Here is a 14,744-nt window from a genome sequence, read left to right as displayed (position 1 = left end):
ATCCTTTCACAAAAAATCATATCTTTCTATAAATTCATCTTATTATTTCATTATTCCTTCTTTAAAAATTGTTACAATGAAACAAAAGGGGGAAAAGTAATGCGAAATTTAGTAATTGAAGAAATAAAGCAACTAGAAAATGATATGGAAGAACTTTCGAAACTTTTGAAAATGGTTGTAAATGATGGGGCATCAATTGGTTTTTTGCCTCCACTGGAACAAAAAGACGCAACAAAGTATTGGCAAACAGTATTAGCGCCAGAAGTGATATTGTATGTGGCTAAAATAAACAACGAAGTAGCAGGGAGTATTCAATTACAATTAGTTACTAAGCCTAACGGAATTCATAGAGCCGAGATTTGCAAATTAATGACTCATCCAAACTTTAGACGTAACGGTATTGGACGATCGCTTATGCAAAAAGCAGAGGAACGAGCAAAGCAAGAAAACAGGTCTCTTTTAGTATTAGATACTAGAGAAGGAGATCCTTCCAATAAACTGTACAAATCACTAGACTACCAAGAAGTTGGAACAATACCAGGGTATGCAATTTCTCCGAATGGTAAGTTAGATGCTACGGTTATTTATTATAAAAACATTTAAGGTATAATCAAACGGGGAGAGTGCTTAATTATTAGTAAGTGAATAATAAACGACTATTTTTAACACCGTCTATATTTTTCTGGCGGTGTTAAAATAGTTAATTATAATCTAATTAACGCACTAAATGAATTTGAGAAAGTTTTTAGAGGGTTCTTTTAGTAATGATTCTCGTCTTATAATAAATGTAGAGAAGATGACTAGCCAACTATAGTTATTTTCGCTTTATTATCGGAAGGGGATGAAAGTATGAAAAAGAATAGTTTACAAAAGATGAAGAAAGTTATTTTAAGTGGTGGAGTATTACTTACGGGATTATTAACATTTGGATTTTCAGAAAAGGCTTCAGCTCATGGATATGTAGAATCACCAGCGAGCCGATCTTATTTATGTAAGCAAGGGGTAAATGTAAATTGTGGACCGATTCAATATGAACCACAAAGCGTAGAAGGGATAGGTGGATTTCCGCAACTAGGACCTTCTGATGGACAAATTGCAGGGGCTGGTCATTTTCCCGCTTTAGATGTTCAAACTGTAGATAGGTGGAAGAAAGTTACGTTAAATGGCGGGACGAATACATTCAAGTGGAAACTAACGGCTCCTCATAGTACAAAAGAGTGGAAATATTATATTACGAAAAAAGGTTGGAATCCAAATAAACCTTTAACGCGATCAGATTTAGATTTAGTGCCATTCTATGTGAAAAATGACGGTGGAGCTAGACCAGGGACAACAGTAACGCACGAAGCAAATGTACCAACTGACCGTAGTGGATACCATCTTATTTTAGCTGTTTGGGAAATTGCAGACACTGGAAATGCGTTTTATCAAGTTATAGATGTAAACCTTTTGAATAATGGCTTATCCTCAAATTTCGCTTTTAACAATGTAGTGCAAGCTCCTACACTATTTTAATTGAAACATACATTTCGATCATCTAATTCATTTTAGATGATTTTTTTTATGAAAATGATGAAAAATATAGAAGAAAGTGCAATTATTTATAAAAAAATATGCTTTAAATATTGTCATATTTGCTTCTTTAAGATATCCTTTTCATGAAGAGGTGGAAAACATGGAAAAAGTACTAGTTTTCGGGCATAAAAACCCAGATACAGATGCAATTTGTTCTGCAATTGCTTATGCAGAATTGAAAAAAGAATTAGGAATGAATGCTGAGCCTGTACGTTTAGGCGAAATCAGCGGTGAAACTCAATTTGCGTTAGACTATTTTAAAGTAGAAGGACCGCGTTTTGTTGAGACAGTAGCAAGCGAAGTGGACAACGTTATTTTAGTTGACCATAACGAGCGTCAACAAAGTGCTAACGATATCGAATCAGTTCGTGTGTTAGAAGTTATTGACCATCACCGTATTGCTAACTTTGAAACAAGCGATCCTATATACTATCGTTGTGAGCCAGTTGGCTGTACAGCTACAATCTTAAACAAAATGTACAAAGAAAATGGCGTAACAATTCGTAAAGAAGTTGCAGGTTTAATGTTATCTGCAATCATTTCAGATTCTTTACTATTCAAATCTCCAACTTGCACAGAACAAGACGTAGCAGCTGCTCGTGAATTAGCGCAAATCGCTGGTGTAGATGCAGATAACTACGGCTTAGAAATGTTAAAAGCTGGTGCTGACTTAAGCGGAAAAACAATGGAGCAATTAATCTCTCTTGACGCTAAAGAATTCCAAATGGGTAATGCGAAAGTTGAAATCGCACAAGTAAACGCTGTTGATACAAACGACGTTCTTGTACACCAAGCGGAACTTGAAAAAGTAATCTCTGCAGTAGTAGAAGAAAAAGGTTTAGACCTATTCTTATTCGTTGTAACTGATATCTTAACTAATGATTCTGTCGGTCTTGCGATCGGTAAAGCAGCAAACGTTGTTGAGAAAGCATACAACGTATCACTAGAAAACAACACAGCTACTTTAAAAGGTGTTGTATCTCGTAAAAAACAAATCGTACCAGTATTAACAGAAGCATTCCAAGCTTAATCGTATTGCGTACAGATGAACAGTAAGGACAAGTAGTCAGATTGGCTACTTGTCCTTTTTTATCTCTAAAAAACAGAAAATTAAAAACGGGAGGATTGTGTATGTTTAATGATTTGGAGAGTAAATTACAGTCATTTTTAGAACGAAATATTACGTCGGTTTCAGAATTAGAGAGCTGGCTCTCGGAGGAGCTACGTTTAAACGCTGAAATACAGAAGTTGCGTTTGACTTTTTAGAAGAAAGGATATAAAGTACTGCAAGGGTCATTCTAAATTTGATTAACGAATTAAAATAAGGATAGCGTTAGCTATCCTTATAATCGTTTATTCGTAAGATTTTTTCTTGTTTATATAAAATGTAATTATAGCAGTAATGAAGAAAATAGGTATCGCATACACTTGCCCAACAAATAACTTCCAGCCGACATAATTATAGCCTTCAGATGCTGGGATGATAACGGAAATAACGCAAACAATAAAATAGACTAATAGTGCAGGGATAATATTTTTCATTTTTATGGACCTCCTTCCTAATTTAATTTATAAATCATAATATTTAAATTTAATTATAAAAAATTTGAAGAAAAAAATGCAAAAATTTTTATGGTATTATAATATTTGCAATGAGAGTGATCCATAGTACATATATGGTAAAATGTGTAATTTAAACTTTTCAGAATTATTATATAGTATTTTGAGAGAAAAATGTACAAAATAATGAATTTTATTTACCAAAGTAAAGGGAGTAGAAATATATATGAAAAGGATATGTATAATTCCATGTGGAAAAAAGAAAATTTGGGATAAACATTCAGACTACGGACCGATGGAAGCAAAAGATGTGTATATTAGTCCGTTCGGAAAAGCATGTCAGGCGTACGCAACTATGTTTTTCGAAAACTGGGTTATATTATCGGCGAAACATGGATTTTTAAGACCAAATGATATTGTATTAGAAAACTATGATCTTGCATTTGATTCAAAAAGCGATGAGGTAATAAATATAGAGCAATTACAAAAACAGATGGTAGATAAAAGTTTATTACAGTTTGACGAAATCGTCTTACTAGCAGGGAAGAAGCATAAAAAAGTAGTGACAAAGTTATATCCAGAAGAAATGATTACATATCCGCTAGAGGGGTGTAAAGGGATTGGATATATGTTGCAGAGGTTGAAAGAAGCTGTGAAGGAAGGGGAGGAAATATAGGTGTAGTTTCAGTGATTTTAAACTCTATTTATTTAGAGAGCTGAAAAGTAAAATAGAGTTTTTAGGCATCGCCGAAAGGGTGATGCTTTTTTTTGTTCGTGTCGTCATTCATGTAAAAGTAATTTAGAGAATAAATCATTCGATTTATGAAGCGATAGCTTTTTTATATCGATAACAAATTGCTTCACTTCTAGGAAATGTAGGACATATGGGTACAGTTAAGATTGTAAGTGGGAATAGCAATAAGACAAGTTTTGAATAGGATATTAAGAAAGGAGATGTTGATAAATAATGGCCAGATATAGTTTGCACGGAGGACACAATAGTATTGTTCAAGGTGCTAATTTTGGGAATCGGAAAGAACACGTTTTAGATAGGCAAGTTAAAGATGCTGTGGCGGCTAAGTTAAGATCCCTAGGACACACGGTTTATGACGATACGGACGAGGTAGGGGCAACTCAATCACAAAATTTAAATAATATCATTCGGAATAGCAATTCCCATGCTGTGGATTTAGTTATTTCTTTTCATCTTAATGCAAGTGATGGAAATGGACAGGGTGTTGAGGTTTTGTATTATGATCAGAAAGATTTGGCGGCTAAAATCTCAGCTCAACTAGCAAAAGATATTGGATGGCGTGATCGAGGTGCGAAACAGCGTACAGATTTAGCGGTATTAAATGGGACGAAAGCACCTGCTATTCTTATAGAATTAGGATTTATTGACAATGAATCTGATATGGCAAAATGGAATGTTGATAAAATCGCTAATTCTGTTGTATTTGCTCTTACAGGACAAACTGGAGGAGGTGCAGCGGATTTGCTCAAAGTAAAAACTGGTGGTGTAGCATTTAGTAATTTACAAGCTTTGGCTCAAGCTATGGTAGATGCGGGTATTGATGGACAAATTGTCGTTCAGAAAGATGGCATTGGTTATGCTATAACGAATGGCTATCCGTCTGGAAATATCGATAAATTTACAGCTTGGTTAGATGCACGAAAATGGTACTATGAGTACGTGAGATAAAATGAAAATTAGTTTGATTAAAAACTAAAAATTGTCTTATATTTAGTTAACAAGTATATTAAGTAACTAATAATTATGTAACTATAAAAATATGGACAATGTATATGTAAATTAGTAAACAAAACCACCTGTCAGAAAGGTGGTTTTGTTTATCTAGCTATTTGTGGGCAGTAAAATTCTTATCTCAAAATTCGGATGAAGCTAAGAAATTAAGTGGGAATTTCACTGCTCGTAGCCTCCTACTAATTATAGTTTCACTTTATATAGTTTAGAGCTTTGTAAATCTTTACTTGTTAAACCTGTAATAATATTTTGTTTTCTCAATACATAAGCCGAATTTTAAATTATTACCCAATAATATACTACCTCTCATACTATTTATTAGTTGATAATAGCAAAAAAACAAGCTTTGAATATAATAATGAAAAAGGAGATGTTAAATAATGGGTTATATTGTAGATATTTCGAAATGGAATGGCGACATTAACTGGGATATCGCAGCACCACAATTAGATTTTGTAATTGCACGTGTGCAAGATGGTTCAAATTATGTAGATCCTTTATATAAAAATTATGTACAAGCAATGAAAGCAAGAAATATTCCGTTTGGTAATTATGCGTTCTGTCGTTTCGTTTCAGTAGAGGATGCACAGGTAGAAGCAAGAGACTTTTGGAACCGTGGTGATAAAAATGCAACAGTTTGGGTAGCTGACGTAGAAGTAAGAACAATGAACGATATGAGAGCAGGTACACAAGCTTTTATTGATGAATTACGCAGATTAGGAGCTAAGAAGGCTGGTTTATATATTGCTCATCATATGTATGCTCCATTTGGAATGGCAAATGTCAATTCTGATTTTGTATGGATTCCTCGTTATGGTGGTAACAAACCGGCATATCCATGTGATATTTGGCAATACACAGAAACAGGCAATGTGGCTGGTATCGGCAAATGTGATTTAAATAAGCTGATTGGAAATAAGCCGTTAGCTTGGTTTACAAATCAAATTGTTGAGCCGATAAAAAAACAAGAAGGGGTTGGAATTATAGTGAATAAATATAACAAAGTAGTTACTTATGAATTTGGTGTAAATTTAATTCCTGACATGATTCAAATGATGGATAAGCTTAGATATACTTCTAAAATTATATCTCGTGGAGATAATCAAGGGCTTGTGTATTTCGAAACAGATTATCGTCAAGGGAACGAACTGGACAAAGCAACTGCTTGGTTAGATACGAAAGGAATTAAATATTTTTATACAAAAGAGTAGTTTGCTAAATAAAAAGCCGTCATGTGACGGTTTTTTATTTTTATGTAATCTTTTAACTCTACTTATAATATGGAGAAAATAGACTAATAAACAAGCCTTTGTATACTTTCAAACATAGAATATGATGAATTCTATTAAGGAGGAAGCAGATTCATGGGGAATACTTGTCATTGTGGGCATTCCCAAAATTGTAATACATTTTGGGATAATTTAATGTTTGGGAGATGTAGATGTAAACGCAATGATTTTCACGAATGTTGTTGCAAAGAGAAACCGAAATGTGAATGTGAAAAATGTCATTGTAAAACAAAACCGAAATGCCATTGTATTCATGAAGAGGAAGGGTATTAATAATAAAAAAGAGTACGATACGTACTCTTTTTTTGGGTGATTATATTCCATCTTGAACAGATTTCTTTACAATTACCCATGTGTCTTTCTTTTTAACCGTTATAGCTACATTAGTTCCATTAGATTCCTTATAAAAGATATATCCATTGTTTGAGTTTACATATGTTACTGGTTCGCCTATGCAATCTCGCGAGCAGGATTTGTTGACCAGTTCAATTAGGGATAGTTCACTTGGATCGGTTTTGCTTGCTTCTATAACAGCATCAAGGCTTGTTTTTCGATAACCTTGCAAGTTTATATGAAAAAGCTGCTCTATTTCTCCTGTAATGCTAGTGTTCATTACTTCTACTGAATTCTTTTTTTCTTGAAGAAAGCCGTTTTCATAAAGTAATTTTGTATAGCCAATCCATGCTATTAACACTAGCATGAAAAACATACCCGTCATTTTAAGTATTCGAAGTCGTTTGCTTATAATTGTTTCTGAGTATTTCATTCACTCTAATCCTCCAATGTTTTTAATTTAAAATATGCTTGGATACATACTTTTAGAAGAGGATGAAAGTTAATGAGTTTTCAATAAAAAAGAAAACATCCAGAGTTAGATGCTTTCTTTTTTTGTATTTTTGGCTATCTGTTCGTTACTTGTTTCATAAGTGGTCTTATTTCTTTAACTGGTGGTTTCTTATCATAGGCATCAACGTAAGAAAAGTAGTAGTTTAAGTTTCTTAGAAGACCTTTTCCTATTTTTGCACTTAAGAAAGGAAATACTTGTCCGGTATAATCATCGAGAGATTTACAGTAATATTTTTCATCTAAATATATACTGTATTTACATGTTAGTTCTACTAAAGGATTCCCTTCATCATCAAATACTTCTTTAGAATCAATAATATCTATTAGTGCAAATTTTTCATTTAAGTAAACTTTCTTTTTTTTCTCGTGTTTATTTGTAAGTATAAAAACGAGACCAATTGCGTTAATCAAACTATTTCCTCCTATAAAAAACGGATATTAATAAAATATATCGATATAAGCTAAATGTAAAGAGGAGAGGTGAAATATCATGGAGAGAAAACTAAATAAGCCGATTTATGTTTGGAAACCGACTTATTTTTATCAAGTATTACTTAGTAGTAATACCTACTCTGATTAAAGTTTCACTTTATTGAAATACTTGCGGGAATTGTTTTACGATTGCGTTTGTTATCATGTCGGCCATTTCCAATGCTTCTTTTTCAATTTTATCGTAAAGTTTTACTCCTGCTTCATAATCTTTATTTAGGAAGGCAAGTGCTTCTGCTTTCGTTAGTGCTAAATGTTCATAAAACATTTTTCTAAATTCTTCTTTATCTATATATGGGTTGATACTGTTAAGAAATTCAATAATTTCATCACCATTAGCGTACCATTTTTTCTCTATAGCGGCCGCTGCATTTTGATTACCAGCTTTTGCGGCTTTAACAAGATCCGCTGCAATTACTAAGTGATCTTTAATTAATGCACTATATTTTTTCACTGCATCCTCACCGTAAAATGGTTCAAGTGATAGTCCCATATGTGTTGCGTTTTGTAGAAGTCGTCCAACAGTAACGTTAACATCTGGTAAATTAAAGACTATACTTATAATAGCCAATCTCGTCCAAGCGACGTGTTGTTCCCATAAAGAACGCATATACCCTTTTAAAAAATTCTCATTTTTACTAATTCGGTAGTTCCGTACGGATAAATCATAGTTTACATAAGGGTTATGGTAGGGGGAGTAATACGATTGCCAATAAGAATACATAAATAGTAACACTCCTTTGAACATGTATAACTCAAAGTATGATGAAGATTTATTTTTAGTTACGTGTCCTAGATTATTTTTAGGGAATTTGAAATGGAGAAATTCAATGAATGATGTTGTGGTATATATGAATAAATTGAATATAAAGTAAAAGAGGGTCTGCAAGGGAAGTTGCAGACCCTCAAAAGGGTATTGCCGAGATGTCGGACTCGACTACGTAATGTTATCATAAAATTCTTTTGAAAAAACCTGGTAAATGTGTCCAAATGAAATTAGGACCTTCATACAGTCAAAGGGACCTGCTTCCCGCGGCAGGCCCCAATAACTAGATAATGTCGATGAGCAAAAAACTCATCTAGAGTACTTTTATAGTAACAAGTAAAATGTCTTTTGTGTATTGAGAAAGAAGAATTGCATAATTATATGTGAACAATTTAACTCCCAACAATTCATGATTATCATGAATTGTTGGGAGTTAAATATGGTTATAAAATGGAGAAAAGACTTGGAAGTGAGATCGAGGTACACAGAAGTATGTAATCATGAAAAAGACCTGCTAATATAAGCAGGTCAACTTAAGGGGTTTATCCAACAGATTATTATATATGGTAACAACTGAATTGTAGTAAGTCTATACATTTAATATTGAGAAAAATTCTGTGAATGATATGTTTTTTGCGCATATATTAACGTCTAAAAAGTTGAGAAAGAAAATTAAAAAGCTTTTTATAAGAGAATAATGGCTGATACTTATAGTATGATTCATATTTCCACGCATCATTATTAGAGAATTGGAGTTTTTGTGTTTTCGTTTTCGCTGTGATGGAACTCATATTACGATGCTTCATATAGTAACCTCCTGAATTTATATGTATACGATTAGTAGTATTCAAGAAAGGGAAATAAAATGAACATTTAAATTGAAACTCTTTCTTCTTGTGTACTGGATTTACGTTATAAATGTTGTAAACATATAAAACACGGATGCTAATTCATATTAAATATAGAATAATGAAAAAACAATAAGCGTTTATCCATCCCTTTCAAGTCGCATAAGTGATTGATATAATAGAAGTAGATGAAAGATAAAGAAAAGCAGGTGACTCTTTTTTGTTTACTAAAGCACAAGAACTTTTAGCGTCCTACTTTGGTTATTCTTCGTTTCGAAGAGGACAAGATGAAACAATTAAAAATGTACTAGATGGGAAAGATACAGTTTGTATTATGCCAACGGGTGGCGGTAAGTCAATTTGTTATCAAATTCCGGCATTAGTATTTGAAGGCACGACGTTGGTTATATCTCCTTTAATATCACTTATGAAGGATCAAGTAGATACATTGGTACAGAATGGCATTTCAGCTACATATATTAATAGTTCTATTTCTATTGCTGAAGCAAATCAGCGAATTCAATTAGCGAAACAAGGACATTACAAATTACTTTATGTCGCGCCTGAGCGTCTTGATTCGATGGAGTTTGTTGACCAACTTATCGATATGAAAATCCCTATGATTGCGATTGATGAAGCACACTGTATTTCACAGTGGGGACATGATTTTCGTCCAAGTTATTTACATATACATCGCATATTAGATTATCTTCCAGAAAAGCCGCTCGTATTAGCATTAACAGCAACAGCAACACCGCAAGTACGTGATGATATTTGTAATACACTTGAAATTAATAAAGAAAATACAATTATGACAACGTTTGAGCGTGAGAACTTATCGTTTTCTGTTATTAAAGGGCAAGATCGAAATGCATATTTGGCGGATTATATTCGTCAAAATCAAAAGGAATCTGGGATTATATATGCAGCTACTAGAAAAGTAGTCGATCAGTTATATGAAGATTTAATGAAGGCAGGAGTTTCTGTATCAAAATATCACGCTGGTATGAGTGATATTGATCGAAATGAGCAACAAGAACTCTTTTTACGAGATGAAGTAAGTGTAATGGTAGCAACATCTGCATTCGGGATGGGTATTGATAAATCGAATATTCGTTACGTAATTCATTATCAGCTTCCAAAAAATATGGAAAGTTACTATCAAGAAGCAGGACGTGCTGGTCGTGACGGATTAGATAGTACATGTATATTGTTATATTCTTCTCAAGATGTACAAGTACAGCGTTTTTTAATTGATCAATCAACTGGAGAATCACGTTTTTCAAATGAACTTGAAAAATTGCAAAATATGACCGATTACTGTCATACAGAACAATGTTTACAATCATTCATTTTGCAATACTTTGGAGAAGAACCGAAAGAAGATTGTGGACGCTGTGGTAATTGTACAGACAATCGCGAGAGCATCGATGTGACAAGGGAATCACAAATGGTTTTATCATGCATGATTAGAACGAACCAACGCTTTGGAAAGCAAATGATAGCGCAAGTATTAACTGGGTCGAAGAATAAGAAAGTTATTGAATTTAATTTTCATACTTTACCAACGTATGGGCTTTTATCGAACCGTAGTGTAAAAGAGGTCAGTGAGTTTATTGAGTTTTTAATTTCAGACGAGTTAATTGCAGTTGAGCATGGCACTTATCCGACGTTAAAAGTAACTGAAAAAGGGAAAGAAGTATTACTTGGTAAAGAGAATGTTTTACGAAAAGAAAGAGTAGAGACAAGACAAATTGTTCAAGACCATCCTTTATTTGAAGTGCTTCGTGAAGTACGTAAAGAAATTGCACAAGGAGAAGGTGTACCTCCGTTCGTTATTTTCTCTGACCAAACATTAAAAGATATGTGTGTGAAAATGCCGCAAAGTGATTCCGAATTGTTGACGGTAAAAGGTATCGGAGAACACAAACTTGTGAAATATGGCTCGCACTTCTTACAAGCAGTTCAGCATTTTATTGAGGAAAATCCAAATTATGCTGAAACGATTAAGACAGAAGTAGTTTCAGAGCGTAAAAAGTCAGGAAAAGCGTCCGCAAATTCTCATTTAGAAACGTATGAAATGTATAAACAAGGTATTGATTTGAATGAGATTGCAAAAGAACGTAACTTATCAAGACAAACAATCGAAAACCATTTAATTCGCTGCTATGAGGATGGAATGGAAGTAGATTGGAAAAGCTTTGTTCCAGCAGAGTATGAATCTCTTATTGAAACTGCCGTTCAAAATGCAGATGGTGGTCTGAAATCTATTAAAGAACAGCTTCCGAATGAAGTGAGTTACTTTATGATTCGTGCTTATTTACAAATAAGAAAGTAGAGGCATATAAAGGGGATAAGAATTTATGTATCATGTTTTCGTTTATGGCACGTTAAGAAGAGGACAAACGAATGCTCATTATATGCTAGGTGCAACATGCATCGCAGACAGAGCTTGGACATATGGCAAATTATTTGATACGAACGAAGGATATCCGGCCATGACTTATTCGATTGAAGAACAGGTGTATGGAGAAATTTATGTAGTAAATGATGAGATATTGTGTAAGTTAGATGAACTAGAAGAATATACAGGTAATGCGGAGACTGATTTATATGATCGAATCACGCAAACAGTATATGTTGCTGATAGGGAAATTGAGGCATATGTGTATATCGCTCAAGATAAAAAGATGTTAAAGAAAGTGATAGACTCTGGTGACTGGCTTATGTATCAAAAAATATAATAAGGTAGTTTTAAAAATTGGAAAGCAGATAATGACGAATTCATTATCTGCTTTTTATTGTGTGAATAATTGTCGTTCTCTTTTTATTCTTATAGTTCTTAGTACGATTCCAATTCCGAGAAATAAAACAGTAGCAGCGACCCCGCTAATAGGATTTAACCAAAAATCACTACTGTTTGTAAGGGTAATAATCCCTGTTAGGGTAACTAAAACAGCAGGAACAGCATCCTCAATCGCATGCATGATAACGCATGGCCAGACGGATTTTGTAAGTCTATATATTTCAACATACATAATTGACCAACAAACCATAAGGATACAGCCAGATAGAAGCATATTTAATCTTGAGATAGATTCAAAATATTCATTTGAAGAGCCTCCTTTACTTTTATTTATCCTACTATTTATGGGCAGTAAAACGCCCATTGATTAAAGTCTTTAATTTTTACAATGTTTTTTAATAGATAAATTAAATAGGAGACAAATAGAAAGTAGTATCTTTTGCATGCATCATTATACTATATGTGTATTTGTGTGATTTAGATGTTGCATATTCTTTTTAAATTAGAAAGATGAAAAGTAAGTTTTTTCGGAAAATTTAAATGGAAACTATTGACTTTATGATTGAATTTTTAATACAATGATAATTCGACTGAAAAATTAGAACGGACAGGAGGGAATCGTCGAAATGAGCAACATATTTGAAGATGAGTTACAAAAAATGAAGGATACTTTACATACAATGGATGAGCAATTGGATAAGCTTGAAAAAATCCCAGTTTATTATGGAGAAGATTTTAAAGAGCAAATTCTTGAAAGTATGAGGGAGTCTAATAGACAAAACTTACGTATTGGTGTGCAAGAGCCGTACTTTGGAAGATTAGATTTTCAGGAAGATGGAAAAGAAGAAGTTATGCCGATTTATATCGGAAAAGTAGGGGTTTCGGATATGGACACGATGAAGCCAATCATTATCGATTGGCGGGCACCTGTCGCAAGTATGTTTTATTCATTTACCGGTGGAGACGAATTAGCATTTTATCAATCACCAGATGGATTAGTAGAAGGTGATGTGTATTTAAAACGAAACATTTCCATTCGAAAAAGAGAACTTGAACGTGTTGTTGATACATATGTAAAAGGAAATGAAGATGTATCGCATGCCGATGATTTTCTTCTATATCGATTAGGTGAGAATAAAGATAATAAGCTAAAGGATATTGTTTCAACGATTCAATCGGAACAAAATGATATTATTCGAGCGGAAAGAAATTTACCATTACTTATTCAAGGGGTTGCAGGGAGCGGAAAGACAACAATTGCTTTACATCGCCTTGCTTTTTTAATTTATGAATATCGTGAACAACTAGAAGCAGAAAGAATGATCGTATTTGCGCCGAATAGTCTGTTTTTAGACTATATTTCGAGTGTACTTCCTGAATTAGGTGTAGGGAATATTAATCAAACAACGTTTCCGGATTGGGCATTACGTACGTTAGATGATTCAGTGAAACTAAAGCAGACAGAAGAAAAATTGAAAGAAGCATTTTCAATTAATCGTGATGAAAAGAAGGTAATGCTAGGTAAATTAAAGGGTACGTTGGAATTTAAGACGTTTATTGAAGAGAGAATGATCCAATTTGAAAATGAGTTAGTTCCGACAAAAGATTTTGAGGCGTGGGATAGAGCGATTATTCCAGTAGAAGATATTAAAAAATGGATGCAAGTTGAATATAAACATTATCCTTTACAGAAAAGAAGAGAACGATTAGTAGGACGAATGAAGCGCTGGATTGAAATTGAGCTTAAAAAATTCGGGGAAACAAACGAGAAAAAATTACTAAAAAAAGAAGCGACTAAGAGACTGAACGCATATATGAAGTTTTGGCCGAAAATGAGTGCTCTTTCACTGTATAGTTCAATAGTAAAAAGTAAAGAAATACTTGAGGCATTACCTGAAGAACTTGTTAAAGAAACAGAAAAGAGTTGTCGTAAAAAAGAAGTGTATGTAGAAGATTTACCAGCTTTAATATACATACATCATCGTATAACAGGGATTGAAATCGGGCAGAAGTTTCATCACGTTGTTATTGATGAAGCGCAAGATTTTTCGCCTTTCCAAGTTTATGTATTAAAAGAAATTACATTAGGTAATTCTTTCACTATATTAGGTGATTTATCGCAAGCGATTTATGATTACCAAGGAATTGAAGATTGGAATGCTTTTAAGGAAGTATTCCAAGAAACCGGTTATTATGAATTGACAAGAAGTTATCGTTCTACAAAAGAAATTATTGAATTTGCAAATGAAATAATTAAAAATGCAGAAATCCCAGTAGGACTCGCAACACCAGTCTTCCGCAGTGGAGAAGATGTGAAAGTAATTCATGCAGAAAATCAATTTACTGAAATTGTGAAGACGGTAAAACATTTGCAAAATGCAGATGTGAAAACAATTGCGGTAATCGGAAGAACAGAAGATGAATGCCGTGATATATATGTGAAATTAACAAATGCAGGATTAACGGTCAACGTAATTGAAGCAAACCAAAGTAAATATGAAGGTGGTATATCAGTAGTACCTGTCTATTTAGCGAAAGGTTTAGAATTTGATGCGGTGCTTTTAATTGATGTGGATGAAGAACATTACAAAAACACAAAACATGATGCAAAGTTACTATATGTCGGATGTACGAGATCACTTCATGACTTATGGATTTTCCATAGTGGGGAAGCGTCACCTTTAATTAAAGGATTAAAATAAAGTAAAACTATAATCAGTGGGGAGTTTTACTGCAAGCTAATGTGGGATAAATATAAAAAGAGGATTTCTATTACTGTCTACTTAACAGGGAGATGACC

16 protein-coding genes and 1 pseudogene are annotated in these 14,744 nt (G+C 33.5%); 11 read left to right on the top strand and 6 right to left on the bottom strand.

Translation table 11 applies throughout. The annotated features are described in order from the left end of the window. Positions 1–99 precede the first annotated feature (99 nt). The 4 genes from GD442_RS13230 (at position 100) to GD442_RS28270 (ending at position 2,841) form a co-directional block, all read left to right on the top strand. The gene (locus GD442_RS13230) at positions 100–603 is read left to right on the top strand and encodes a GNAT family N-acetyltransferase (protein ID WP_001245258.1); all 504 of its coding nucleotides are present in this window, start codon (positions 100–102) and stop codon (positions 601–603) included. 246 nt (positions 604–849) lie between these two features. Continuing rightward, on the top strand, positions 850–1,515 hold the full coding sequence (locus tag GD442_RS13225; protein ID WP_000742279.1) for a lytic polysaccharide monooxygenase: 666 nt from the start codon (positions 850–852) through the stop codon (positions 1,513–1,515). Positions 1,516–1,675: 160 nt separating this feature from the next. Next, a complete protein-coding gene (gene ppaC / locus GD442_RS13220; protein WP_000416873.1) occupies positions 1,676–2,605 on the top strand; it encodes a manganese-dependent inorganic pyrophosphatase in 930 nt (309 codons plus the stop codon). A gap of 101 nt (positions 2,606–2,706) precedes the next feature. Continuing rightward, positions 2,707–2,841, top strand: coding sequence for a hypothetical protein (locus GD442_RS28270; protein WP_000481336.1), 135 nt, complete (start codon positions 2,707–2,709; stop codon positions 2,839–2,841). A gap of 87 nt (positions 2,842–2,928) precedes the next feature. Here GD442_RS28270 and GD442_RS13215 read toward each other — a convergent pair whose 3' ends face one another. Next, complete coding sequence (locus GD442_RS13215; protein ID WP_000789485.1) at positions 2,929–3,117, bottom strand: DUF4017 family protein; 189 nt, start codon at positions 3,115–3,117, stop codon at positions 2,929–2,931. Between the two features lie 244 nt (positions 3,118–3,361). Between GD442_RS13215 and GD442_RS13210 the strand changes: the two genes are divergently transcribed. The 4 genes from GD442_RS13210 to GD442_RS27775 all read left to right on the top strand — a co-directional run bounded on the left by GD442_RS13210 (position 3,362) and on the right by GD442_RS27775 (position 6,502). Beyond that, on the top strand, positions 3,362–3,811 hold the full coding sequence (locus GD442_RS13210) for a DUF6884 domain-containing protein (protein WP_000820903.1): 450 nt from the start codon (positions 3,362–3,364) through the stop codon (positions 3,809–3,811). A gap of 291 nt (positions 3,812–4,102) precedes the next feature. Further along, a complete protein-coding gene (locus GD442_RS13205) occupies positions 4,103–4,837 on the top strand; it encodes an N-acetylmuramoyl-L-alanine amidase (protein WP_000135290.1) in 735 nt (244 codons plus the stop codon). 443 nt (positions 4,838–5,280) lie between these two features. Beyond that, the gene (locus tag GD442_RS13200) at positions 5,281–6,111 is read left to right on the top strand and encodes a GH25 family lysozyme (RefSeq protein ID WP_000540605.1); all 831 of its coding nucleotides are present in this window, start codon (positions 5,281–5,283) and stop codon (positions 6,109–6,111) included. Positions 6,112–6,328: 217 nt separating this feature from the next. Beyond that, positions 6,329–6,502: a hypothetical protein gene (locus tag GD442_RS27775; RefSeq protein ID WP_000503000.1), complete on the top strand. Its 174-nt coding sequence runs from the start codon at positions 6,329–6,331 to the stop codon at positions 6,500–6,502. On the opposite strand, the gene GD442_RS13195 is transcribed toward GD442_RS27775, so the two are convergent. The 4 genes from GD442_RS13195 to GD442_RS27770 form a co-directional block, all read right to left on the bottom strand. Beyond that, positions 6,503–6,955: a hypothetical protein gene (locus tag GD442_RS13195; RefSeq protein ID WP_000877572.1), complete on the bottom strand. Its 453-nt coding sequence runs from the start codon at positions 6,953–6,955 to the stop codon at positions 6,503–6,505. Positions 6,956–7,089: 134 nt separating this feature from the next. After that, on the bottom strand, positions 7,090–7,446 hold the full coding sequence (locus GD442_RS13190) for a hypothetical protein (RefSeq protein ID WP_000606231.1): 357 nt from the start codon (positions 7,444–7,446) through the stop codon (positions 7,090–7,092). A 178-nt stretch (positions 7,447–7,624) separates the two neighbouring features. Beyond that, the gene (locus GD442_RS13185) at positions 7,625–8,248 is read right to left on the bottom strand and encodes a hypothetical protein (RefSeq protein WP_000287728.1); all 624 of its coding nucleotides are present in this window, start codon (positions 8,246–8,248) and stop codon (positions 7,625–7,627) included. A 686-nt stretch (positions 8,249–8,934) separates the two neighbouring features. Next, complete coding sequence (locus tag GD442_RS27770; protein WP_000682743.1) at positions 8,935–9,096, bottom strand: hypothetical protein; 162 nt, start codon at positions 9,094–9,096, stop codon at positions 8,935–8,937. Between the two features lie 262 nt (positions 9,097–9,358). Here GD442_RS27770 and recQ point away from each other — a divergent pair, with 262 nt between their 5' ends. Together recQ and GD442_RS13175 are read left to right on the top strand one after the other, a co-directional pair. Beyond that, complete coding sequence (gene recQ / locus GD442_RS13180; protein WP_000494261.1) at positions 9,359–11,476, top strand: DNA helicase RecQ; 2,118 nt, start codon at positions 9,359–9,361, stop codon at positions 11,474–11,476. Between the two features lie 25 nt (positions 11,477–11,501). Continuing rightward, positions 11,502–11,882, top strand: a complete 381-nt coding sequence (locus GD442_RS13175) for a gamma-glutamylcyclotransferase family protein (RefSeq protein ID WP_000274904.1) — start codon at positions 11,502–11,504, stop codon at positions 11,880–11,882. 54 nt (positions 11,883–11,936) lie between these two features. On the opposite strand, the pseudogene GD442_RS13170 reads toward GD442_RS13175, so the two are convergent. Beyond that, positions 11,937–12,251, bottom strand: a pseudogene (locus GD442_RS13170) (CPBP family intramembrane glutamate endopeptidase); the annotation flags it as partial. Between the two features lie 319 nt (positions 12,252–12,570). Between GD442_RS13170 and GD442_RS13165 the strand changes: the two are divergent. Continuing rightward, complete coding sequence (locus GD442_RS13165) at positions 12,571–14,646, top strand: HelD family protein (protein ID WP_000065170.1); 2,076 nt, start codon at positions 12,571–12,573, stop codon at positions 14,644–14,646. Positions 14,647–14,744: the final 98 nt, after the last annotated feature.

Origin of the sequence: Bacillus sp. A260 (genome assembly GCF_009861435.1) — a bacterium.
Lineage (GTDB): Bacteria > Bacillota > Bacilli > Bacillales > Bacillaceae_G > Bacillus_A > Bacillus_A cereus.
Note: the sequence above shows the minus strand (reverse complement) of the source record. Positions and strands in the feature narration are given on the sequence as shown.